The organism is Microcoleus sp. Pol7_A1 (assembly GCF_036701085.1).
GTDB lineage: Bacteria > Cyanobacteriota > Cyanobacteriia > Cyanobacteriales > Microcoleaceae > Microcoleus > Microcoleus asticus.
The window spans coordinates 106,798-130,231 of record NZ_JAUBQD010000006.1 but is presented as its reverse complement, the minus strand read 5'-3'; the positions used below and the strand labels follow the sequence as shown (position 1 = coordinate 130,231).

General features: G+C 46.3%; 18 protein-coding genes. 12 read left to right on the top strand and 6 right to left on the bottom strand.

Annotation, left to right across the window (positions count from 1 at the left end; genetic code table 11):
- Window positions 1-46: 46 nt before the first annotated feature.
- The 9 genes from QUA20_RS06290 to QUA20_RS06250 all read left to right on the top strand — a co-directional run bounded on the left by QUA20_RS06290 (window position 47) and on the right by QUA20_RS06250 (window position 10,315).
- A complete protein-coding gene (locus QUA20_RS06290; protein WP_333186587.1) occupies window positions 47-1,627 on the top strand; it encodes a hypothetical protein in 1,581 nt (526 codons plus the stop codon).
- A gap of 399 nt (window positions 1,628-2,026) precedes the next feature.
- Window positions 2,027-2,947, top strand: a complete 921-nt coding sequence (locus QUA20_RS06285) for an NAD(+) kinase (protein ID WP_333186584.1) — start codon at window positions 2,027-2,029, stop codon at window positions 2,945-2,947.
- A gap of 161 nt (window positions 2,948-3,108) precedes the next feature.
- Window positions 3,109-3,594: a hypothetical protein gene (locus QUA20_RS06280; protein ID WP_333186582.1), complete on the top strand. Its 486-nt coding sequence runs from the start codon at window positions 3,109-3,111 to the stop codon at window positions 3,592-3,594.
- A gap of 168 nt (window positions 3,595-3,762) precedes the next feature.
- Window positions 3,763-5,739 (top strand): carbamoyltransferase, encoded by a 1,977-nt coding sequence (locus QUA20_RS06275; RefSeq protein ID WP_333186580.1) that lies wholly within the window; start codon window positions 3,763-3,765, stop codon window positions 5,737-5,739.
- Between the two features lie 86 nt (window positions 5,740-5,825).
- Window positions 5,826-6,233, top strand: a complete 408-nt coding sequence (locus tag QUA20_RS06270) for an SxtJ family membrane protein (RefSeq protein ID WP_333186579.1) — start codon at window positions 5,826-5,828, stop codon at window positions 6,231-6,233.
- A complete protein-coding gene (locus QUA20_RS06265; RefSeq protein ID WP_172186941.1) occupies window positions 6,234-6,398 on the top strand; it encodes a DUF5989 family protein in 165 nt (54 codons plus the stop codon). It abuts the gene before it with no gap.
- A 4-nt stretch (window positions 6,399-6,402) separates the two neighbouring features.
- On the top strand, window positions 6,403-7,638 hold the full coding sequence (locus QUA20_RS06260) for an SGNH/GDSL hydrolase family protein (RefSeq protein ID WP_333186574.1): 1,236 nt from the start codon (window positions 6,403-6,405) through the stop codon (window positions 7,636-7,638).
- A 13-nt stretch (window positions 7,639-7,651) separates the two neighbouring features.
- The gene (locus QUA20_RS06255) at window positions 7,652-8,977 is read left to right on the top strand and encodes a hypothetical protein (protein ID WP_333186571.1); all 1,326 of its coding nucleotides are present in this window, start codon (window positions 7,652-7,654) and stop codon (window positions 8,975-8,977) included.
- Window positions 8,978-8,983: 6 nt separating this feature from the next.
- A complete protein-coding gene (locus tag QUA20_RS06250) occupies window positions 8,984-10,315 on the top strand; it encodes a hypothetical protein (protein WP_333186569.1) in 1,332 nt (443 codons plus the stop codon).
- A gap of 218 nt (window positions 10,316-10,533) precedes the next feature.
- Here QUA20_RS06250 and QUA20_RS06245 read toward each other — a convergent pair whose 3' ends face one another.
- Window positions 10,534-11,865, bottom strand: coding sequence for a hemolysin family protein (locus QUA20_RS06245; protein ID WP_333186567.1), 1,332 nt, complete (start codon window positions 11,863-11,865; stop codon window positions 10,534-10,536).
- A gap of 423 nt (window positions 11,866-12,288) precedes the next feature.
- Between QUA20_RS06245 and mfd the strand changes: the two genes are divergently transcribed.
- Together mfd and QUA20_RS06235 are read left to right on the top strand one after the other, a co-directional pair.
- Window positions 12,289-15,846 (top strand): transcription-repair coupling factor, encoded by a 3,558-nt coding sequence (gene mfd, locus QUA20_RS06240; protein ID WP_333186564.1) that lies wholly within the window; start codon window positions 12,289-12,291, stop codon window positions 15,844-15,846.
- A 120-nt stretch (window positions 15,847-15,966) separates the two neighbouring features.
- The gene (locus tag QUA20_RS06235; RefSeq protein ID WP_333186561.1) at window positions 15,967-16,632 is read left to right on the top strand and encodes an S-layer homology domain-containing protein; all 666 of its coding nucleotides are present in this window, start codon (window positions 15,967-15,969) and stop codon (window positions 16,630-16,632) included.
- A 61-nt stretch (window positions 16,633-16,693) separates the two neighbouring features.
- Here QUA20_RS06235 and QUA20_RS06230 read toward each other — a convergent pair whose 3' ends face one another.
- The 4 genes from QUA20_RS06230 to QUA20_RS06215 all read right to left on the bottom strand — a co-directional run bounded on the left by QUA20_RS06230 (window position 16,694) and on the right by QUA20_RS06215 (window position 21,379).
- Window positions 16,694-16,942 carry a hypothetical protein gene (locus QUA20_RS06230; RefSeq protein ID WP_333186558.1) on the bottom strand — a complete coding sequence of 83 codons (249 nt, stop codon included), beginning with the start codon at window positions 16,940-16,942 and terminating at the stop codon, window positions 16,694-16,696.
- 65 nt (window positions 16,943-17,007) lie between these two features.
- A complete protein-coding gene (locus tag QUA20_RS06225) occupies window positions 17,008-17,724 on the bottom strand; it encodes a heme oxygenase (biliverdin-producing) (protein WP_333186555.1) in 717 nt (238 codons plus the stop codon).
- Window positions 17,725-17,969: 245 nt separating this feature from the next.
- The gene (gene gyrB / locus QUA20_RS06220; protein ID WP_333186553.1) at window positions 17,970-19,910 is read right to left on the bottom strand and encodes a DNA topoisomerase (ATP-hydrolyzing) subunit B; all 1,941 of its coding nucleotides are present in this window, start codon (window positions 19,908-19,910) and stop codon (window positions 17,970-17,972) included.
- A gap of 233 nt (window positions 19,911-20,143) precedes the next feature.
- Window positions 20,144-21,379 (bottom strand): ATP-binding protein, encoded by a 1,236-nt coding sequence (locus QUA20_RS06215; protein ID WP_333186550.1) that lies wholly within the window; start codon window positions 21,377-21,379, stop codon window positions 20,144-20,146.
- A gap of 258 nt (window positions 21,380-21,637) precedes the next feature.
- Between QUA20_RS06215 and miaA the strand changes: the two genes are divergently transcribed.
- Window positions 21,638-22,540, top strand: a complete 903-nt coding sequence (gene miaA / locus QUA20_RS06210) for a tRNA (adenosine(37)-N6)-dimethylallyltransferase MiaA (protein WP_333186548.1) — start codon at window positions 21,638-21,640, stop codon at window positions 22,538-22,540.
- Between the two features lie 100 nt (window positions 22,541-22,640).
- Here the strand turns inward: miaA and QUA20_RS06205 are convergent, their stop codons facing one another.
- Window positions 22,641-23,303: a Uma2 family endonuclease gene (locus tag QUA20_RS06205; RefSeq protein ID WP_333186546.1), complete on the bottom strand. Its 663-nt coding sequence runs from the start codon at window positions 23,301-23,303 to the stop codon at window positions 22,641-22,643.
- Window positions 23,304-23,434 lie beyond the last annotated feature (131 nt).

Genomic DNA, 23,434 nt, shown 5'->3' with positions numbered 1-23,434 from the left:
GGCTTGCGGTAATATCTAGTAATGTTTCGCGATCGCTGAAAGCTTTATGATTCGCCGCTACATTGCTAGCATCCTCAAACGTACCTGCGCCGCAACCGCCTTGCTAGCCTTAACTTTGGGATGTTCGTCAACGAAGCCGCCCAACACCGCAGCGACATCGGGTTCGATCGAATCCCCAGTCCTAGCGCAGTCGCCAACGTCTCTGTTAGCTAAAAACGCCAATCTAACCCAAAAATCCCTCAGCGCTGCTTCATGCCCACAAAACGATGCCTTCACGGAGTCAGTTAACTTCGCCACCCAAGCTTCTAATTTAGCTCAATCAGCCAATTCAAAACAAGACTGGGACGAAGTAGCCACCCTGTGGGTGCAGGCCGTCGCCTGGATGCAAGCCGTTCCCCCAGGCAGTCCCAAACGGGCGTTTGCGGAGAAAAAAGTAATCGAGTACATGAAAAACCTCGTTTATTCCCAACAGCAAGCGGGCGCAAACGGATCGCAAGCCAGTACAGTCAGCTTCAGCAGCGATTTGCTCGACGAAAAGCTAGAACTCTACTTATCTTACGTTGCTGCCGTCGGCCCGCCAGACGTTTTGATCGTCGGCAGTTCCCGCGCATTGCAGGGCGTAGATCCCAAACAGCTAAAACAATCTTTGGCCCAAAATGGCCGTCCGGGCTTAAAAGTATTTAACTTTTCAGTCAACGGCGCAACTGCACAAGTAGTTGACTTTCAACTGCGGCGGCTTTTGAAGCCGGATCATTTGCCTCAAATGATTGTCTGGGCGGATGGTGTGCGGGGATTTAACAGCGGCCGGGACGATCGCACTTTTAATTCGATCGTCGATTCTGAAGGCAGCCAACTTTTAGCCGCAGGCGTTCGCCCCGAACTGGAGTTCGATGAACCGAATGTGATTCCCCAGTGTTACAGATTCCCGCAGCCCTGCGCTAACAACACTTTCCGCAGAGCACGGGCATCTGTCGATCGACCTTTCAGGGGCGGGCAAGATGCCCACCCCACAATCAAATTCATGTCTCGTGGGGTGGGCATCTTGCCCGTTGCTGAGAATGCTGCAAGATATGAGTTAAAACCGATCGCAGCGAATGCAGCAACTCAAAAAGCAGAATTGATTCCAGTCTCGCAGCCGACAACAGTAGCAATGAGGCAAGTCAGCGAATTGGCAGATTCGATCGACTCCAACGGATTCATGCCTATATCTAGCCGTTACAATCCCAACACTTATTATCGAGAACGCGCTTACGTTTCAGGTCAGTACGATCGCGACTACGAAAACTTCAACCTCGGAGGCAAACAAGCAACAGCCTTTAATTCAGTTGTAGCATTTACCAAAGCTCGCAAAATTCCCCTGATTTTCGTCAATTTGCCCCTCACCGACGACTACTTAGATGGAACTCGTCTGCGGGCAGAACAGCAGTTCCGGCAGCGAATGGACCAACTCTCGCGGCAAAAAGGCTTCGCTTTCCGCGACTTGTCGCAGCGGTGGCCTGGCCGCAACGACTATTTTTTTGACCCCAGCCACCTCAACCGCTTTGGGGCGAACGCAGTTTCTCGCCTACTTGCGACAGATTCCAGCATTATCTGGCCGCAGCCCAAATCCAGGCGCAGCGACGGGTGAAGGAAGTTCGGCAACGGATTATGTAACGGATGTAACGGATGTCAGGAACAAGGAAGAAGGAAGATGTGGAAATGCAGTCATAATATTTCTTATTCCCGGCTTTCTCCTTACCAGGCAGATCCTGGTAACGCAGATCCGCAGCCTCTGCCTCGCAATGCTCAAAAATAGTTTAAAATCTAACCTGATGTCCAAAACCAATTTGTGCGATGGAACAGTTTAATATCTTTCACTGAGCCTAAAATCTAAGAATCAAAAATCCAAAATCGATAGATTGTGAACTCACTCTAAAATCTAACAATCGAAAATCCAAAATCTAAAATCTAAAATCGATAGATTGTGAACTCACTCTAAAATCTAACAATCGAAAATCCAAAATCTAAAATCTAAAATCGATAGGTTGTGCAACTAAAACAAGTAATTATTGCCCACAAAGCCAGAGATACCCTCAGCCAGCGGTGGGCAGAACAGTGTGCCCGCCAATTAGAAAGTCGCGGGTGTGACGTTTTAATGGGTCCGAGCGGCCCGAAAGATAACCCGTATCCGGTGTTTTTAGCTTCTAGTAACAGCCCAATTGATTTAGCCGTGGTGCTGGGCGGCGACGGTACGGCCCTAGCTGCGGCCCGGAATTTAGCTGCTGACGGCATCCCGATTTTGGCAGCGAATGTGGGGGGACATCTGGGTTTTTTAACCGAGTCTTTTGAGGATTTCCAAAATACCGAGGAGATTTGGGACAGACTTTCGGAAGACAAGTATGCCGTGCAGAAGCGGATGATGTTGCAGGCGGCAGTTTTTGAAGGAAACAGAACTAATCTCGAACCGGAAAGCGAGCGATTTTTGGCACTCAATGAAATGTGTATCAAACCTGCTTCAGCCGATCGAATGCCGAGCTGTATTCTAGAAATGGAAGTTGACGGCGAAGTAGTCGATCAATATCAAGGCGACGGTTTAATTGTGGCAACTCCCACCGGTTCGACTTGCTACACCGCATCTGCCAACGGGCCGATTATGCACTCGGGAATGGACGCGATCGCAGTTACTCCGATTTGCCCTTTGAGTTTATCGAGTCGGGCGATCGTACTCCCGCCCGGTTCAGTCGTCAGCATTTGGCCTTTAGCAGATTACGAACTCAGTACCAAACTCTGGACAGACGGCGTTTTGGGGACTGCAATTTGGCCGGGACAGCGCGTAGACGTGCGCAGGGCAGACTGCGAAGCCCAGTTTATTATTTTGCGGGAAAACTATTCTTATTACGGCACTTTGAGGGAAAAACTTCACTGGGCAGGAGCCAGAATTCGGTACAGCAACAATCACCGCAATTAATCCGCATCATCCACCGTGAAACTGCATTAATCAGTGGGGCCCGCAAGCGTCAAAAAACCTCTGAAATCACCAACAATCTAGATACAAAAACCGCCCTCAGCCAACGCACAATTTCTGTACTCTGTTAAGATCGCTCAATATCTTGACAAACAGCCTGATCTATGCTGACTTTCAAAAAATCAACCCGACCTTTCAACCCTCAAGATACATATCCCTGTCCCGTGTGCCGCACCGGTCAAATTTCCACCATGCCGATGATGGACGCCCTAGCTTGCAACTTCTGCCAGCACATTTATACCGCAAGCGTTGAAAGACAATCGCTCCAAATGGCCGATCGCCAACCGCCGGTAACATGGCACTGGAACGGCAAACGGTGGATAGGAGCCCACCTCGAAGGCGTAGAATTCGGATGGCCCTATTTTGCAGCAGCGATCGGTCTAATTTTCCTTCCCACTACCTTGCTGGGACTTTCAGCTTACTATTTTCCCCCGGTTCCCGGCAGCCGCTTGTCGTGGCTGCCCGCAGCTTGGACAGGGTTAGCTTTTTTGTCCCATTTAGGCATTGTGCTGTGGTTGGTAGGTGAATTTTATCAATTCCCGGTGGTAACTTACTTCAGAGCTTGGGGGCGCAGGATTGGTCGGCGCTAGCTTGATGCTCTCAAAAAGCCGATCGGCCGAGGGTGGCGCACCGGGATCGATCCAGGTAAAATTAGAGGCGATCGCAAAACTCAATTCCCAATCAGCACTTAAGCAGCTATAATCGATAGCTATTCTAAATAGTCAGATACAAACGCATTGCGATTTGTGAGGAGACGAATGAACATACTTGGAATCTCGGCGTACTATCACGACAGCGCCGCAGCCTTAATTCGCGACGGAGAAATTATAGCCGCAGCGCAGGAAGAAAGATTTTCCCGCAAAAAGCACGACGCCAGATTTCCCAAGAATGCGATCGCTTATTGCTTGAAAGAAGCGAACATAGATTTGCGGGAACTCGATCGCATAGTCTTTTACGACAAACCTTTAGTCAAATTCGAGCGCCTTCTCGAAACTTATTTAGCCTACGCACCCCAAGGTTTTCGCTCTTTCGTAACCGCCATGCCGATATGGCTAAAAGAAAAGCTTTACCTCAAAACCATGCTCAAAAGAGATCTGGCAGCAATAGCAAACTGCAAAACGAATAAACTGCCATCTCTGCTATTTACCGAACACCACCAATCCCACGCAGCATCGGCATTTTTTCCCAGCCCGTTTCAAAAAGCAGCCGTTTTGTGCCTCGACGGCGTGGGCGAGTGGGCAACAACCTCGGTTTGGTTGGGAGACGGCAACGAACTTACACCTCAGTGGGAAATCGATTTTCCCCACTCCTTGGGTTTGCTTTATTCAGCTTTCACCTATTACACCGGCTTCAAAGTCAACTCTGGCGAATACAAACTCATGGGTTTAGCTCCTTACGGCGAACCCAAGTATGTAGACAAAATTCTCAACTATTTAATCGACCTCAAAGATGACGGAACTTTCCGTTTGAACATGGATTATTTCAACTATACAGTTGGCTTAACCATGACAAACAAGAAGTTTGACGAACTGTTTGAAGGGCCGCCGCGTCAAGCTGAAGGAAAATTGACTCAGCGAGAAATGGACATTGCAGCTTCCATTCAAGTTGTTACCGAAGAAGTTGTTTTGCGGCTTTGCAGAACAGTTAAAAAAGAATTGGATGTCGATTATCTTTGTCTTGCCGGGGGCGTTGCTCTCAACTGCGTTGCTAACGGCAGACTCTTGCGGGAAGGTATTTTCAAAGATATTTGGATTCAGCCGGCGGCGGGAGATGCTGGCGGTGCTTTGGGCGCGGCTTTGGCGATTTGGTACCAGTATTGCGAACAAACTCGCACTGTGAGCGCGAACTCGACAGCAAATAGTATAGAATCCCTCAAAACTGAACTTGTCACTACAAACGCAGCGGTTGAGGAGAGGACTGAAGTTCTCACTGCAAACCAAGCGGTGGCAACTGTGGCGAAGTCTGTTGCTCATTTAACTTGTCACGACCAAATGCGCGGCTCTTATTTGGGGCCGAGGTTTACTGACGCAGAAATTCTCGAATATTTGGATGCTGTAAAAGCCAGCTATCACCGATTGGACGATGCCGAATTAATGCCGCAGTTGGCTGAGATTTTGGAACAGGGAAATGTGGTGGGATGGTTCCAGGGGCGGATGGAATTTGGGCCGCGGGCTCTGGGCGGTCGATCGATCGTTGGCGATCCCCGCAGTGCTAAAATGCAGTCCGTGATGAACCTGAAAATTAAATATCGGGAATCATTTCGACCTTTTGCACCGTCAATCTTAGCCGAACGAGTTGCGGATTATTTCGAGATTGACCATTCTAGCCCTTATATGCTATTGGTAGCACCTGTCAAGTCCAGTCTCCGCATTCCGATGACTCCGGAACAAGAGCAGTTGTTTGGCATTGAAAAGCTCAACATTCCGCGATCGGAAATTCCGGCTGTCACCCACGTCGATTACTCGGCTCGCATCCAAACTGTTCACAAAGAAACCAATCCTCGGTACTATGACTTAATCAGCCATTTTGAAGAGCGATCGGGCTGTTCAATTGTGGTAAATACGTCTTTCAACGTCCGAGGCGAACCCATTGTTTGCACTCCAGAAGATGCTTACCGCTGTTTCATGCGAACCGAAATGGACTATCTGGTTTTGGAAAATTACTTGCTTCCCAAGTCCGAACAAATTCCTTGGAAACAAGATGATGCTTGGAAAAATGAATTTGAACTAGATTAGTCATTAGTTATTAGTTATTAGTTATTAGTTGGTACGAATAACTAATAACTAATTCCCCATTCCCCATTCCCCATTCTCCATTTCTAATGAGCGACGAAATTAAAAAACTAGACAAAAAAGGCTTGCGCGATTTCGGGCTGCTAATTGGTGGCTTGATTGCAGTGATCTTCGGTTTAGCAGTACCTTTACTGCGGCGCCATTCTCTACCTTGGTGGCCTTGGGCAATCGGCGCAGTCCTAATCGTGCTAGCATTGGTTGCGCCGAAATCGCTGAATCCCATTTATCACGGGTGGATGCGGTTTGGACTTATCCTCCACAAAATCCAAACGCCGATCGTCCTAGGGATAGTTTTTTACCTGATAATTTGGCCGATGGGAGTGATCAAAAACATTTTCGGCGAAGATGCAATGCGGCGAAAACTCAATCCGAAAATGGATACTTACCGCATTCCAAGTAAAGCAAGAACAAAAGTTAGTATGGAGCGTCCTTTCTAAGTGTTTGAAGCAACTTTAGACTTTATCAAAGATTTGTGGGCGTTTATGAGAGAGCGCCAAAAGTATTGGCTGTTGCCGTTAATTGTGACTTTAGTCTTTTTGGGAGCTTTGATTGTATTGAGTCAGGGTTCTGTGATTGCTCCATTTATTTACACCCTGTTTTGAAATAATGAGCAAGTTGAAAAATTTGGGTGTCAATTTAGGTTTGACACTCGGTGGTTTATTGATGGGGGTGATAATTGGTGAAATTGGATTGCGGACGGCGGGGATTGAAGGCTATCCAAAAATAGGAGATTTCGTAGACTCGGCGCCAACTCGTTTCCACACTTCCGATCCGAATTTGGGCTGGAAGCTGAAACCGGGTGCGTCGGGGGAATGGAATGGGGAAGGTGCGAGTTTTGTGCAGGTGAATAGCGAGGGCTTGCGCGATCGCGAACACACAAAAGCAAAACCTCCAAATACTTTGCGTGTGGCGGTTTTGGGCGATTCTTTCACCGAAGCAATTCACGTACCAGTCGAACAAACTTTCTGGTCGAAACTGGAAAGAAAGTTAGGCAACTGCCAGGCCGTTAAGGGACGCAGCAAAAATGTTGAGGTAATCAATTTTGGCGTGCAGGGTTATGGTACTGCTCAAGAATTGATAATGCTGCGAAAAAAAGTGTGGGATTACAGTCCTGATATTGTAATTCTTGCTTTTTTTATTGGCAATGATGTGATAAATAATTCTCCTAAACTGGAATACGATCGCTACCGACCATTTTTTGCTTATGATGCTAGCGGCAAGTTAGTAGCAGATATGTCTTTTCGCAATCTGGCGCCGATCGACCGCAACGAAAGAGCAATTTCCTTTGTAGACCGAATGCCCAGTTTTATCGTCAACAATTCGCGAATTTTGCAAGTCATTAAAAAGGTAGACTTAGATAGGAAAAAACGGGAGTTATCCGGGGATTTTACGACATTAAGTACCCTGAACCTCAAGGAACCTCAGGATGCAGCTTGGCAAGAGGCTTGGAGGGTGACAGAGGGTTTGATTGTGACAATGCGGAATGAAGTCGTGCAGAAAAAGGCTGATTTCTTGGTTGTGACGATCGGCGATCCGATGCAAGTTAGACCGGAGGCCCAGAGGCGAAAAAATTTTATGAGAAAGAACAACATTCAGGATTTGTTTTATCCCGATAGGCGGCTGGAAAAATTGGGCGCGCGCGAGGGTTTTCGGGTACTGAATTTATCCGAACAGATCCAAGGCTACACTGAAAAATATCAAGTCTGCGCCCACGGTTTTGAGAACTCTGTACCCTGTGGGGGTCACTGGAATGAACTAGGACACCGGCTGGCTAGTATCTTGATTAACCGAAATTTGTGCCAAAATTTGAAGCAGTCTCAAGTCCCCAAAAAACAACCGTAATCAGTCAAATTTCATGAAAGATTCAACGCCACTCGAAAAAGGCAAAAATATATTAATTATAATCGCGGTTAATTTGGCGATCGCCTTTATTTGTTTGGAAGCTTTGTCGCTAGCTTTTTATTTTATTAACCAAAAGCAGTTTTTTTATACCAGAACAAAAACCAAAGAAAAAGTAGTAGAAGATATTGAAAGAATCGGAATTAGGCTTGATGAATCTATCGTAGAAAGACTGCACCCGTTTTTTGGCTACGTGCTCAAACAAGGTGCTTTTACTAATGAAAAACTAAAGTTAAAAGTCAACAAACACGGCTTTTTTTCCCTGTACGAATATCCCTTTATTAAAACCAATAAAAATCAATTTATTATCGGAGTTTTTGGCGGTTCAGTTGCTAACAACTTTGCAGTAGATGAATATGTCAGTCAAAGATTGTCTAAAAAATTGCAGAGTTATCCAGAATTTGCCGGTCGCGAAATTGTGGTTTTAAATTTTGGCAACGGTGGCTATAAACAACCCCAGCAGTTATTAATTTTAAATTATTTTCTGGCTTTGGGTCAAGAGTTAGATTTAGTCATCAATATTGACGGTTTTAACGAAGTAGCACTGTCAAATTTAAACAATAAAGCCCAAGTTGAAGTAGGAATGCCCAGCGTTCAACACATACAGCCTTTGACGGGTTTAGCCAACAACAACTTGTCGCCGGAAGCGATGAGTTCGATCGTGCAAATTAACGAAAACAAAAAACAGTTGAAAGCAGGTATTGACAAATTGCAAACTTGTCAGCTTGCTTTGTGTCACGCTGTTACCTCGCTACAGGTGAAACAATTAGTCAACAATTACCAGCAAGCAGTTGTCAAGTACGATCGGCAAGTCACACAATCCAACCCAGATACGGCAAATAGCGGTATAGTATACATTCCCAAAGCTGACTTTGTTTTGCAGGATGCCGCTGCTTTTGACAAAATGGCATCGATGTGGTACGAATCGTCGATCGGGATGAATCAAATTTTATCAAGTAGAAAAATTAACTATTTTCACTTTATCCAACCCAACCAGTATTATCCAACTAAGCGAGCGTTTACCGCCAAGGAAAACGAAATCGCGATTGACAAGAAGAGTCCTTACATTGAAGGGGTGAAAAAAGGTTATCCGGTGCTGTTGTCCAAAGTCGATGATTTGCAAAAAGCTGGGGTTAATGTTTTTAACGCCGTGAATATTTTAGACAATACAAAAGAGACGGTTTACAAAGATGCCTGCTGCCACTATAATTCAGTGGGAGAGGACGTATTAGCCAACTATGTTTCCAGTTCCATTATTAAAGTAGTAAGAAAGTCGAAATAGATCTTTATGAAAAATTTTAAGTTTATTAACAAAAACCAAGAACTCCTAAAAATTGTTTTAATTAACTTAGCGCTTTTACTTTTTTTCCTGGAACTCGGTTCCTTGGGATGGTATTTTGTCAAGCACAAGCAATTTTTCTATACTAGACAAAAGACGCAAGATAAGTCGGCTTTAGGAATTAATTTAGAAGGAGTGCGGCTGAATCAGTCTATTGTTGAAAGGTTTCATCCTTTTTTGGGATTTATTCAACAACCAGGCCCAGATTTTCGACCGGGTTTTAAGGTTAACAACTACGGATTTATCTCTCCTTATGATTACCCTTTAAAAAAGACCAATAAAAATCAATTTATTATCGGAGTATTTGGCGGCTCCGTGGCTTCAAATTATGGGATCTTTGAAGTTCAAAATAAAATTTTACCTCGATATATAAAGCAGATTCCGGCTTTCAAAGATCGAGAATTTGTAATTTTGTCATTTGCTACAGGAGGCTACAAACAACCGCAGCAATTATTAATTTTAAACTACTTTTTGGCTTTAGGTCAAGAATTAGATATGGTCGTCAATATAGATGGCTTTAATGAAGTAGCACTTTCTAATTTAAACAATAAAAATCAAGTCGATTTGGCGATGCCAAGCATTCAGCATATTTTGCCGCTGACTAACTTGGCGAATAATAGCCTTTCTACAAAAGCCATGAAAGCAACGATCGCAATTAAAGAAAATAAAGCTAGAATTAATCAGGGTTTGGAAAGTTTGCAACACTGTTCTTTAGCTGCGTGCGATGCTTTGACTTCTGTTTACGTTCAAAATTTAGTAAATAATTATAAAAGAGATGTCATTAAGTTTGAAAAAGCACGGACTAAACAACAAAAAGATGATAGTGGCAGCGTTATTTATATCAATACTAACAAGTCAGTTTTACAGGATTCAGTAGCTTTTCAAGAAATGGCGTTGAATTGGGCAAAAAGTTCAATTTTTATGCACAAAGTGCTATCGGCTAGTAATGTGCCTTATTTTCATGTTCTCCAACCTAATCAATATTATCAGACGAAAAGGGTGTTTGGTGAAGCGGAAAAGCAGATTGCTTTTAACAAGGATACTCCTTATGCTAAAGCTGTGCAAATTGGATATCCGGCTCTTTTCAAAAAGTTTCTTAATTTGGAAAAAAATAATATCAATATAGTGAATGCTGTCAATGTTTTTGACAAGACTAAAGAGGCTGTTTATGTAGATAGCTGCTGCCACTACAATCAAACTGGAGAGGTGGTTTTCAGCAATTATGTGGGCAGTTCTATTCTGGAAGCTTTGCGGAAGGATGAAATACAAAAGAAGAAGTAGGGGTGGCTTCCACTAACCATCAACGACTCAAACAAACAGTCTCAAAAACCCGCCCCCGCCATGCTAAATTTGAATGTACATTTCGATTTACCGTGGGGTGGGGGCGGGTTTATTTATATTTTGAATTCTTGCGGAGATGGTTGGTCAAACCCGCCCATATAAAGGAAATGTACTTTTTATCTGGGCTGATGAGAACAATTGACTGTGGTGAATGGTTTTTAGGTTTTTGGTTCGGTTCTAGGTCGATCGCCCGCTGAGTCGATCGGCATTACCAATATCTTATCAACTCGGTTGCCGTCCATATCGACTACTTCCACGCGCAAACCGTTCCACTCAAAATGCTCGGCTGCTGTCGGAATTTTGCCCAAATGTGTAATCACAAAACCGCCCATTGTGTGGTAACTTCCTTTGTTTTCTGCTGATATTTCTTCGAGGCCAAACAGCTCAAAAAAATCTTCGACTGGTAGCATTCCGTCTAACAGCCAAGAACCGTCTTCGCGCTGCACGGCTTCCGGCTCGTCAGCATCTTCAATCGAGGGAAAGTCGCCAACAAGTTCGACTAAAATGTCGTTAACTGTAACCAATCCTTGAATCACGCCGTATTCGTCTACCACCAAGGCAATTTGATTGCTAGATTGCTTGAAAAGCTCTAATACTTTTAACCCCCGCGTGCTTTCAGGTACAAATAAAGGCCGCCGTAAAGAAGCGCTTAAATCGAGGGGTTGACCTGTTAAAGTCCTCGACAGCATATCTGTAACGTGTACTAAACCGAGCACGTTGTCGAGGCCTCCCTGACACACTGGAAACCGAGAATGACCGCTGCCGAGCATTTTTTGGCGGTTTTCTTCTACGGAGTCGTCGAGGTCGAGCCAAGTAAGATCGGGACGCGGAGTCATTAAGGCGCTGACTCGCCGATCGCCCAAACGAAAGACTCTTTCTACCATGTCTTGTTCGGCTTCTTCAAAGGTTCCGGCTTCGGTTCCTTGCTCGATTAAAACTTTAATTTCCTCTTCTGTAACTTGCGGTTCTGTCGAGGGCGATATCCTCAGCAGTCGCATCACTAAGTCAGTGGAATAACTTAACAGATAAACCGCAGGAGCGCCAATTTTTGAGAGCATTCGCATGGGAATTGCTACGCTAGAAGCGATCGGCTCCGGGTTGTTGAGCGCTAGCCGCTTGGGCACGAGTTCGCCGATAATTAAAGTCAGATAAGTGATGGTTAAAACTGCTACTACTGAGGCGATCGTCTTAGAGTAGGGCGCGAGGGCAGGAATCAGGTGCAACAAAGGCTCTACTCTTCTAGAAATCGTCGTTTCTCCGAAAGCGCCCGACACAATGGCCAGCATCGTAATCCCGATTTGAACTGTCGGTAAGAACTGATTGGGGGCATTAGCCAGATCCAAAGCTACGCGGGCATTGGTTGAACCTTGGTTAGCCATCTGTTGCAGTCTCACCTTCCGTACAGAGATGATGGCCATCTCTGACATCACAAACAAGCCATTGAGGAAAATTAGCAGGAGAACAATCAGAATATCGGTACTTGGGGACATTTCTAAAATTTTCGGTAGTAACGGCGAAGCGCTCTGCCCGGTTAGTCGATTTTAGATTTGAGATTTTAGATTTTAGATTGACGACGCCGCCAGTATCTGGGGGATTTCCCTAATGTCTAAAATTCTTCGATCTTCACAACTTGAGTCGGGGGCTTGTATCCGTCTTTGGGTGCAGTCACAGGAGAGGTCTGGAAGCTGCGAATCTCGATCGCAAAATCGAAATTTTTTCTAAACCTGGCCCTATATTAACGGAACTGGCTCGATCGCGATCGCAGGATCGAGATATTAGAGCAAAAATCTATCGCCAGTTAAGTTCCAAGGCGTCAACAGCAGAGCGGCACGATCGTGGATGTTTGTCGTACAATCTCCTTAACAGGCAAAGGGAAAGAGCCTTCGCCGATCGGGGATTAAAATTAAAAGCGCATGACTTTCTCTTCAATAATTCGTACCCTGGGGCGATCGCCCCTAGCAACAGAACTCCTCAACAAGCTCAAGCGCCATCGCTACGTGCAACTCAATGGCTTAGCCCGCTTGCCCAAAGGTTTGGTAGCTTCCGCCCTCGCACAGCAAGAAGGGCGGAGTTTACTGGTAGTGACGGCAACTCTCGAAGAAGCCGGCCGCTGGGTAGCCGGGCTGGAGGCTATGGGGTGGCAGACTGTGCATTTTTACCCGACTTCGGAGGCTTCGCCCTACGAGCTATCTTACTCGGATGAAAGCGAAATGACTTGGGGTCAAATGCAGGTGCTGGCGGATTTGGTCGAGAAACGAGAAACAAACGCTAATTCTAAGCCGATCGCGATTGTATCTACCGAAAGAGCTCTCCAGTCTCACTTGCCGCCGCCTGCTGCTTTTGAACCCTACTGTCTGACGCTGAAGCGAGGTATGGTTCAAGACTCGAAGATTTTAGACCGCCAACTTGCCTCGATGGGGTACGATCGGGTGGCTCTGGTGGAAATGGAGGGCCAGTGGAGCCGTCGGGGTGATATTGTCGATGTATTTCCGGTGGCGGCTGAATTGCCGGTGCGGCTCGAGTGGTTTGGGGATGATTTGGAGCAAATTCGGGAGTTTGACCCGTCTTCGCAGCGATCGCTTGATAAGGTCGAGCGGTTGGTGTTAACTCCTACTAATTTTAACGCAATTATTAAAGCAGTTTTAGCTGAAAAAAAGGTTGACGAAATCAACCACATAGGCTCTGTTGACACAGAAAATGAAACAGAAAAATTTGTCCGCAGACTGTTGGGTTTAGCGTTTGAAAAACCCGCATCTTTGTTGGATTATTTGCCAGAAAATACTTTAGTTGTTGTTGACGAGCCGCAAGGCTGCGAAGCTCACAGCGACCGCTGGTTTGAGAATGCAGAGCAACAGTGGAAAAATAGCGAGCGGGAATCTGTGGTTGCGGATGCGGTCACAGAAAAGTTGCCAATTTCTCATTTGCAAGTTCCGAAAATTCACCGCACTTTTGCTGAATCTATGGCAGATGTCGCAGGTTTCGACAGGCTAGAACTTTCAGAATTAGCAGAAGATTCGACTGCTAAAAAATTTCAAAGCTCTGCCGAGGGCGACCAGCTACCGTCTGCGATTAATTTGGCTTCTCGGCCTGTGCCGGTGATGCCTCACCAATTTGCTAAGTTGTCTCAAATGCTCAGGGAAGAGCGCGATCGGGGTTTTACTATTTTCCTGGTTTCGGCTCAACCCAGCCGTTCTGTTTCTTTGCTCTCGGAGCACGACTGTCCGGCTCAGTTTGTGGTGAATCCGCGCGATTTTTTGGCGATCGACAAGTTGCAATTGCAGCACGTTCCGGTTGCTTTGAAATACAGCGGGCTGGCAGAATTGGAAGGTTTTATTCTGCCGACTTTTCGGATTGTTTTAATTACAGATCGGGAATTTTACGGTCAGCATTCTCTCGCTACTTTTAGCTACGTCCGCAAGCGCCGCCGCGCTGCTTCTAAGCAAGTAGACCCGAATAAATTAAGCCCTGGTGATTATGTGGTTCACCGCCAGCATGGAGTGGGTAAATTTCTCAAGTTGGAACGCTTGACGATAGATCGCGAAACTCGCGAATATTTGCTGATTCAATATGCTGACGGTACCCTGAGAGTTGCGGCAGATCAGTTGGGGGCTTTGTCGAGGTTTCGGACTGTAGGCGAGAAAGTACCGGATCTAAACAAGCTGACAGGTCAAACTTGGGAAAAAACTAAAACAAAGGTTCGCAAAGCTGTTAAAAAATTGGCAGTGGATTTGCTGAATCTTTATGCTAAAAGAGCTAAACAAACAGGTTACGCTTTTCCTCCTGATATGCCTTGGCAACAAGAATTAGAGGATTCTTTTCCTTACCAACCAACCCCGGATCAGTTGAAGGCAACTCAGGATGTGAAACGCGATATGGAGGGCGATCGACCGATGGATCGCTTGGTCTGCGGCGATGTCGGTTTTGGCAAGACAGAAGTTGCTCTGAGAGCAATTTTTAAGGCGGTTACGGCGGGCAAGCAGGTGGCTTTGCTGGCGCCGACGACGATTTTGACCCAACAGCACTATCACACGCTCTCGGAGCGTTTTTCCCCTTATCCGATCGAAGTTGGTTTGCTCAATCGCTTTCGCACTGAAACTGAGCGCCGGGAGATTCACAAGCGTTTGGCGACTGGGGAATTAGATGTGATTGTCGGTACTCAAGCTGTTTTGAGCAAAGCAATTAAATTTCGGGATTTGGGCTTGTTGGTGGTGGATGAAGAACAGCGGTTTGGAGTTAAGCAAAAGGAAGCGATTAAAGCTCTCAAAACAGAGGTAGATGTTCTGACTCTGACAGCAACGCCGATTCCCCGGACTTTGTATATGTCGCTGTCGGGGATTCGCGAGATGAGTTTGATTGCGACTCCGCCTCCTTCCAGGCGCCCGATTCAGACGCATTTGGCTCCCTATAACCCGGAAGTGGTGCGATCGGCAATTCGTCAAGAATTGGACAGGGGCGGTCAGGTTTTTTACGTGGTGCCGCGGATTGAGGGGATTGATGAGTTGGCCGCTCAGTTGCAGGAGATGGTACCGTCTGCCAGAATTGCGATCGCCCACGGTCAAATGGAGGCTTCGGAATTAGAATCGATTATGCTGACTTTCAGTGCGGCGGATTTCGATATTTTGGTGTGCACGACGATTATTGAGTCGGGTTTGGATATTCCGCGTGTCAATACCATTTTAATTGAAGACTCGCAGCGCTTTGGTTTGGGTCAGCTTTACCAGTTGCGGGGACGGGTGGGACGCGCGGGGATTCAAGCTCACGCTTGGCTGTTTTATCCGAAGCAGAACAAGCTGTCTGATGCTGCAAGGCAGCGGCTGCGGGCAATTCAAGAGTTCGCGCAGTTGGGTTCGGGCTATCAGTTGGCCGTCCGAGATATGGAAATTCGCGGTTCGGGTGATGTTTTGGGTACTGAACAGTCGGGTCAAATGGAGGCGATCGGTTTTGATTTGTATGCTGAAATGTTAGAGGAGGCGATTCGGGAGATTAAGGGTCAGGAAATTCCGAAAGTCGAGGACGCGCAAATCGACCTGACTTTGACGGCGTTTATTCCTGCTGATTACATCGCAGATTTAGATCAAAAGATGAGCGCTTACCGGTCTGTGGCGAATGCTAATACCTCAGAAGAGTTACAGCAGATTCAGGCTGATTGGTGCGATCGTTATGGGCCAATTCCTCTTCCAGCCCAGCAACTTATCCGGGTTGTCGAACTCAAACAAATCGCTAAAAAAATCGGTTTTTCTCGGATCAAACCGGAGAATAAGCAGCACATAGTTTTGGAAACAGCTATGGAGGAGCCTGCTTGGAATTTGCTCAAGGCTAATTTGCCGGAACATTTGCGCTCTCGTTTTGTCTACAGCAAGGGGAAGGTTACTATTCGAGGTATGGCGGTTTTGACGGCCCAAAAGCAATTGGATAATTTGATTGATTGGCTGGGTAAAATGCAGGGCGCTTTGCCGGAAGCAAATCTTTAATTTTAATATATAATCCCCAAATCTCGCGCACCGCCTAAACCACAGAATAATTCCGATGGAACCAGAAAAAATATTACTGCTGTTTTCATGATTGTTTTAGCGACAGAAAGGATTAAAATCGTGAAAAAGTTAGTGAGTATTTTTTTGGCGATCGCGCTAGTGCAAGGAGTCCCAATGGCGGTTCAATCTCAACAAATAATTGACCCGATCGATCGGGTTGTGAATGCAGGATTGATGAATAAAGATGCCAGCGGCAATTTTAATGCTGAGGGCCTTGTCAGTCGCGCCGATTTGGCGGTGATTTTAGTGAAAACTTTTGGTTTGGAACGCCGGAAAACCGCTCAAAAACCGGATATTGAATTGCCGGACGTACCGAAGAGTTACTGGGCTTACAGTGCGATTCAAACTGCTTTGAAAACGGGAACGATGAGTGGATATCGCGACGGAATGTTTTTCCCAAATCAAAGGGTGAGTCGCGCTGAAGCTTTGGCAATTTTTGCTCAAGCTTACGGGGTTTTTCAGTTTCCCGATGCCAGCATTTCGGAGATTTTAGCTAAGTATCCAGATGCAGGGGAAATCCCTAATTGGGCTAGAAAGTCTCTGGCTACTGCACTTTATGAAGGGTTTGTTAATGTTGAACTCGGAACTAATAAGATTAATCCTTTGAAGCCGATGAATCGCGGAGATATCGCTTACGCTTTGAGCAAGTATTTGGAGCGGCAAGTAAGGCCAACTTCTTTGCCTGTCCGGGACGAGGAGCCTCCTAATCGCGGCATGGGAAGGTGATAGTTGTTCTGCATTTAAATTAAATTTTTGGGGCGGGCAGGATGCCCACCCCACAAGAGTTTCAATAAACAGGATTGTGAAAATTAAATGCACACCAGCTTAGTTGTAAGTTGTGGGAACCGTCTTGACGGTGACGACGTTCCTTCTTCCTTCTTCCCTCTTCCTTCTTCCCTCTTCCTTCTTCCTTTTTCCCTCTTCCTTCTTCCCTCTCCCTTCTTCCTTCTTCCCTCTTCCTTCTTCCTTCATCTAGAAAAAGTCGATCGCCCGCCATGCAAAATCCCGGAGATTTGGTGACTGTAAAAGCAGCCATCAAACCCCCAGGATTTAAATTTTTCCTCTTAAACGAGGCTCAAATTATCCCCAGTGAGCTTTAACTCAATCAGCAGTAGCCAATTCGGTACTGCCACCGCCGCGCTTCCGCGTCAGGGTATTGAAAAGCATCTGACCGACTGCTTTAATCAAATTGCCTTCTAACTCCATGAACATCTTCATGTTCATGCCAAAAGCTGCATTAGCTTCGTCAACAATTCGCTCTGCTGTTGCTTCGTCAATCGGCAGTTCGTTCATTGCCTGACGGTAGTTAGCCTTGAATTCTTTTTCATCAGGAATATCCTGGAATTCATAGAAAGCAGTGCCTTCTCCCTCGGTAAGATTCATCCCGCGCTGGGCAATTCCCTTCAGGATTTGTCCGCCGGATAAATCGCCAAGGTAGCGAGTGTAAGAGTGAGCTACTAACAGTTCCGGTGCTGTAGCCGAAATCTCGTGAATCCGCTGCACATAAGCTTTTGCTGCGGCTGACGGAGCTACTTGTTCGCGCCAATTCGCACCGTAGTAGTAAAATAAATCTTGCTCTAAGCTTTGTTTGCGATTCAACTCAGAAAAGTAAATTTTTGAAACAACCGGGTGCTGCTTTTGGCGTTCCATTTCCTCTTCCATTGCCGAGTAGACAAAGTAGAGGTTTCCTACTAACTTCCGGTAAGAAGTTTTTTCTACAACGCCTTTTAAAAAACACTTGACAAAACCGACGTTTTCTGCCATTGTGTGGGACTTTTTCGTTCCCTCACGCAATTTGGTAGCTAAATTGATGCTCATGCTATATTGTCCAACCTTCTATTTTTGTGGTAGTTGATGGATGCGCCAAAAATCTAAAATTTACCTAAGTGTTTACCTTAGATCGATTTGATGAGAGATTGTATTAATTTTTATAACAAAACCTAGACTCAGCAGAAGGCATCCGAAGCTAGAAGGCACAAACAGTTTAGTCATTAGTCCTCAGTCATTGGCTGTTAGCGAATGACTACTGACTAATGACTAATGACTACTGACTACTGGCTAATTTAGATGTCCAAGTCGAGGAGGTTGAGTTTGGGGCCGTAGGTTTCGATGAATTCGCGGCGGGGGGCGACACGATCGCCCATTAAGATCGTAAAGATGCGATCGGCCTCAGCAGCGTCTTCAATCTCCACCCGTTTCAGCGTCCGAGTTTCTGGGTTCATTGTCGTATCCCACAACTGTGTCGGCATCATTTCACCCAAACCTTTGAACCGCTGGATCGTGTAATTAGCATTCGCCGGAAATTCATTGCGGACGAGATTGTTCATTTCGCGATCGCTGTAACAGTAGTAATGATTGCGTCCGCGTTCCACTTTATAGAGAGGAGGGCAAGCAATATAGATGTAACCTTGTTCTACAAGTGCGCGCTGATAGCGGTAGAAGAAAGTCAGCAACAGCGTGCGGATGTGGGCACCATCAACGTCAGCGTCAGTCATAATTACGATGTGGTGATACCGCAATTGACCCGGATCGAATTCCTCGCCTTTGATGCCCAAACCCAGGGCTGTAATTAACGATTGAATTTCGTTATTTTTGTAGATTTTGGCGTCGTCGGTTTTTTCAATGTTAAGAATTTTACCGCGCAAAGGCAGGATTGCTTGGAATTGGCGATCGCGCCCTTGTTTGGCAGATCCGCCTGCCGAATCCCCCTCCACCAAGTATATTTCAGACAGGGCAGGGTCTCTGGAACTACAGTCCGCTAATTTTCCAGGCAAAGGAGACGATTCTAAGACGGATTTTCGGCGCACTAAATCGCGGGCGCGGCGGGCGGCTTCAGCGGCTTTAAATGCCTGAATTGCTTTTTCCAAAATAGCGTCAGCTACTTGGGGGCGAAACTCCAAATATTCTGTCAATACTTCGCCTACCAAGGAATCGACAATTCCCCGAACTTCTGTATTTCCTAGCTTAGTTTTAGTTTGACCTTCAAATTCCGGGTCTGGGACTTTGACCGAAATTACTGCTGTCAAACCTTCGCGAACGTTTTCGCCGGCGAGGTTGGGTTCGTGTTCTTTGATTTTGTTGCGCTTGCGGGCGATCGAATTCATCGTCCGCGTCAAAACTGCCTTCAAACCTTCTAAGTGCGTGCCTCCGTCGATCGTCCGAATGTTGTTAGCAAAACCTAGAACGTTGTCGCTAAAAGCATCGACGCACCACTGCAAAGCCACTTCTATCTGCACGTTGTTGCGTTCTCCTTGCACGTAGATCACTTCTTCGTGCAGAGGCTGCTTTTCGCGGTTCATGTAGGCGATATATTCCTTGATTCCGCCCTCGTAACAGTATGTTTCGATGCGAGGTTCGCTACTTTTGAGCAGTTCCAAACGGTGGTCGCTAAACGTAATTCTCACGCCCGCATTCAAGTAACCCAATTCTCGCAAGCGCCCGGCGAGTGTAGTGTAATCAAATTCAATGCCAGTGCTAAATATTTGAGTATCTGGCAAGAAAGAAACTGAAGTGCCGGTGCGAGTGCCTTTGTTGGGCTTGGCATTAAGTTCAGTAACTGGATTGCCTCTTTCGTAGCGCTGTAAATGTTCTTTTTGGTCGCGCCAAACTGTCACTTCTACCCACTCGGACAGCGCGTTAACAACAGAAATACCTACACCGTGCAATCCTCCAGAAACCTTGTAGCCACCACCGCCAAATTTACCGCCGGCGTGAAGTACAGTCATTACTGTTTCTATTCCCGATTTGCCAGTCTTGGCAACGATGCCGGTCGGAATACCCCGCCCGTCGTCTGTCACGGTAACGGAACCGTCGGCGTTGATGTCAATCTCGATGTGAGTGCAGTGGCCAGCCAGCGCCTCATCTATGGAATTGTCCACAACCTCGTAAACTAGATGGTGGAGTCCTCGCGGGCCGGTGGTACCGATGTACATCCCCGGTCGTTTACGGACTGCTTCGAGACCTTCGAGAACTTGAATCTGGTCGGCGCTGTAGCTGCTGGTCATACAAAAATAGCTCCAATAATGAGGCCTAAAGCCCCGAAAGCTTATAAAATAGGAAAACTCCTAAAATTATAGCACAAAACTGTCAATGGCGATGCTAGGGCATTCTGAATGGAAATTTATCGGGGGGATGCACCCTGTATAGTTTGACTTGGGGATCTATTGACATTTGGTTGCGGCGCTGTTAGCTGGAAGGTTGAGAAGTGCGATCGCCCGTGGCAGTTTACTGCAAATCATTAATATTTTTGTAATTCTTGCTTTCGGCGCAATGCCCGCGCTTTGCGTGCTTCTGCTTCTGCGTCGCGGGCCTCGATCGCCCGTTGGACGATCGCCCCTGCAACTTCCGGGCGGGCTGTCAAATATTCCATCAACTCTTTTTTTACCAAAGATTTAACGATTTCTTGTACTTCCGGGTTAACCAGCCGACTTTTCGTCGCGCCTTCAAACTCGGGATTCGGTAATTTAACGGCAATGACGGCGGTGAAGCCACACTCTAAAACCTCATTCCCCATTAAAACTGGGTCTGTATTTTTGAGTTTCCCCAGTTGGTGCCCGATCGCACTTACCACCCGCCTCACTGCCAATTGAAAGGTGTTAATGTAAGTGCCACCATCGATATTCCGAACGCAGTTAGTAAAACCAAACAGTCGGCTGTAGGAATTATCTTGATTCAGAAGGTGCCACTGACAGGCTATTTCTACTTGTACGTCGTCTCGATCGCCCTGAATGTAAATAATATCTTCGTGCAGCGTTTCCACATCAGAGTTCAGGTAGGAGACATATTCCCGGATGCCGTCGGGAAAACAGTAAGTTTCGATGCAGGGAGAACTACTGCCAAGCATTTCCAAGCGGTTGTCTGTCAATATAATTGTCAAACCGGGATTGAGATAAGCAAGCTGCCGCAGATGAAGGGCAAGAGTGGTGCGATCAAACTGAGTGCCACTCTTGAAAATCTCCGCATCTGGCTTGAAACAAATTGACGTGCCCGTGCGGTTTTCTGGACTCGGTTTCACACTCAGTTGTGTAACGGCGATGCCTTTTTCAAAACGCTGGCTGTAAATTTGCTCCTCGCGCCAAACAGTTACCTGCAACCATTGAGACAAAGCATTGACAACTGCTATCCCAACTCCGTGGATACCTCCAGAAACCTTGTAGCCGTCGCCACTCCTGTCCGCAAAGCAGACAACCGTTAAAACTGCTTCCAAGAATGATTTGCCAGTTTTGGAATGAATCTCGGTGGGAATTCCCCGCCCGTTGTTTGTCACGGTAACGGAACCGTCGGCGTTGAGGTCAACTTCGATGTGAGTGCAGTAACCGGCCAGCGCTTCGTCGATGGAATTGTCAACAACCTCGTAAACTAAATGGTGGAGTCCTCGCGGGCCCGTGCTACCGATGTACATCCCCGGTCGTTTGCGAACTGCTTCGTGATCTCCGAGAACTTGAATCTGGTCGGCGCTGTAGCTGCTGGTCATACAACAATAGCTCCAATAATGAGGCCTAAAGCCCCAAAAGCTTCTAAAATGGGAAAACTTCTAAAATTATAGCACAAAACCGTTAAAGGCGATGCTAGGGCTTTCTGAATGGAAATTTATCGGGGGGACGGAGACGAAGAGTTTTGAGATTACTTCGGGATTTCCGAGGGGTAGGGCCGTCAATCAGTGGAGGGAGAGAGGGGAAAGCAAGGAGAGGAGAGGATTTGAGAGTTTTTATAGGGAAATGTGCGACAGCTTATGCCTAGATTAATTACGATTTGCGGGGCGACGGCGACTGGGAAGTCTGGAGTGGCTGTGGCTGTGGCTTCGCGACTGCAATCCTCGATCCTGAGTGCGGACTCCCGTCAAGTGTACCGCGAATTTGACATCGGAACGGCAAAACCGACGGCGGTCGATCGCACTTGTGTACCGCATCACTTAATTGACATCTGCGATCCGACAGAAACTCTGACATTAGCAGATTACCAACAGCAAGCTCAAAAATTAATTGCTGATGTCGATTTTCCTCTTTGTCCCCCCCTGTTGTTGGTGGGAGGGACGGGCTTATATATTAAATCGATCGTGCGCGGTTTGAAAATTCCGAGGGTAGCGCCGATGCCCGAATTGCGATCGCAACTTGCAGAACTCGGACAATCTCAATGTTACGCGATGTTGCAGCAGGTCGATCGCTCTGCCGCTGAGAAAATTCACCTCAATGATTCCGTCAGAACTTTAAGAGCACTGGAAGTATTTTATGTGACCGGTCGCTCTATTTCTGAGCAGCAGGGTGAAAATCCTCCCAATTATCCTATTTTACAAATTGGGTTGGATTGCGCGATCGATGTTTTGGTCGATCGTATCAAACAGCGCACCGAACAAATGCTAGAACGGGGTTGGATCGCTGAAGTAGAATATTTGTGTAAAAAATACGGCTGCGACTTGCCATTATTGAACACGCTGGGCTATCAGGAAATCAAACAATATTTGGCGGGCGGCATTAAGCTGGAAGAAGCCAAAGAATTAACTATTTTGCACACGCGGCAATTTGCTAAACGTCAGCGCACCTGGTTTCGCGCTTATCCTGAAATTGAATGGTTTGATGTTAGCGCACCTGATTTGTTGGAGCGAGTTTGGCAGAGAGTGCAGGAATTTATGAAATGATTTTATATCGAACTTAAAGATATTTTTAACCGCAGATGAATGCTGATGTAATTTAAATTGATTTGCTAGTTTTTAAACTACAGTAAGTCGAATTTTTGCGTTAACTTTGACTCGGTAAAATTTCTCTAATTCTTTGCCGAAACAAACGCACCGCCGCACGCTGTCCGACTGTTCGGCTTTGTTCGATGAAACCGGGAATTTCTGCAACGGGTAAAAAGGGAAAAGCTAAACTGCGATCGCACAATTCATATTTCCCTTCTACAAGTTGATAAACTTGCAGAGATTCCCGCCGATACCTCCAAAGTTCGGGAACGCCAAGAGCAGCATATATGGAATCTTTATTAACTGAAGAATTTGTGTAATCCGACTCTATTGCTAAATCAGGCGGCAAATCCTCTGGAAGGTTGATCTCTCTTTTGCCTCTGACGCTGGCTTCATTTTGAATGTAGAAACAAGTATCAGGTTCCACAGCACGAGTTAAATCTTCCCGTTCCAGAGTCAGAGAACCAGCTTTCATCACTTCGATTTCTAGCTCGTCTGCTGTAGCTTCAATAAAGCTTTCTATCAGTCCTTTCGGAACTTCATGTTCTAGATGTGGCATCCTGATTTCTAATACTCCTCCATCGTAAGCAATTCTCCAAGCTCTATCGTCCCCAACATCTGCCAGCAATGCTTTAAAAGTTGACCAACTGACACCTTTTAAAATAACTCGGTTTTCTGGGGTAGTTTGCTGCTCTACGGGAGTTGATGTTGTTGTTACCATTTAACAATTCCTTGGTAGCTTCATCAATTTTTATTATAGAGGATAATAGGAGGTTTTTTCTCGTTCCCAGGCTCTGCCTTTTCTCGTTCCCAGGCTCTGCCTAGAAATGCCTGAATCGGAGGCTCTGCCTC

What these genes read in the sequence shown, in the direction of transcription:
- QUA20_RS06290 (WP_333186587.1), top strand. Translation starts at nt 47, where the DNA reads ATGATTCGCCGCTACATTGCTAGCATCCTCAAACGTACCTGCGCCGCA.
- QUA20_RS06205 (WP_333186546.1), bottom strand. Translation starts at nt 23,303, where the DNA reads ATGGTAACAACAACATCAACTCCCGTAGAGCAGCAAACTACCCCAGAA.
- QUA20_RS06260 (WP_333186574.1), top strand. Translation starts at nt 6,403, where the DNA reads ATGAGCAAGTTGAAAAATTTGGGTGTCAATTTAGGTTTGACACTCGGT.
- miaA (WP_333186548.1), top strand. Translation starts at nt 21,638, where the DNA reads ATGCCTAGATTAATTACGATTTGCGGGGCGACGGCGACTGGGAAGTCT.
- QUA20_RS06250 (WP_333186569.1), top strand. Translation starts at nt 8,984, where the DNA reads ATGAAAAATTTTAAGTTTATTAACAAAAACCAAGAACTCCTAAAAATT.
- QUA20_RS06225 (WP_333186555.1), bottom strand. Translation starts at nt 17,724, where the DNA reads ATGAGCATCAATTTAGCTACCAAATTGCGTGAGGGAACGAAAAAGTCC.
- QUA20_RS06280 (WP_333186582.1), top strand. Translation starts at nt 3,109, where the DNA reads ATGCTGACTTTCAAAAAATCAACCCGACCTTTCAACCCTCAAGATACA.
- QUA20_RS06275 (WP_333186580.1), top strand. Translation starts at nt 3,763, where the DNA reads ATGAACATACTTGGAATCTCGGCGTACTATCACGACAGCGCCGCAGCC.
- mfd (WP_333186564.1), top strand. Translation starts at nt 12,289, where the DNA reads ATGACTTTCTCTTCAATAATTCGTACCCTGGGGCGATCGCCCCTAGCA.
- QUA20_RS06215 (WP_333186550.1), bottom strand. Translation starts at nt 21,379, where the DNA reads ATGACCAGCAGCTACAGCGCCGACCAGATTCAAGTTCTCGGAGATCAC.
- gyrB (WP_333186553.1), bottom strand. Translation starts at nt 19,910, where the DNA reads ATGACCAGCAGCTACAGCGCCGACCAGATTCAAGTTCTCGAAGGTCTC.
- QUA20_RS06230 (WP_333186558.1), bottom strand. Translation starts at nt 16,942, where the DNA reads ATGGCTGCTTTTACAGTCACCAAATCTCCGGGATTTTGCATGGCGGGC.
- QUA20_RS06245 (WP_333186567.1), bottom strand. Translation starts at nt 11,865, where the DNA reads ATGTCCCCAAGTACCGATATTCTGATTGTTCTCCTGCTAATTTTCCTC.
- QUA20_RS06255 (WP_333186571.1), top strand. Translation starts at nt 7,652, where the DNA reads ATGAAAGATTCAACGCCACTCGAAAAAGGCAAAAATATATTAATTATA.
- QUA20_RS06270 (WP_333186579.1), top strand. Translation starts at nt 5,826, where the DNA reads ATGAGCGACGAAATTAAAAAACTAGACAAAAAAGGCTTGCGCGATTTC.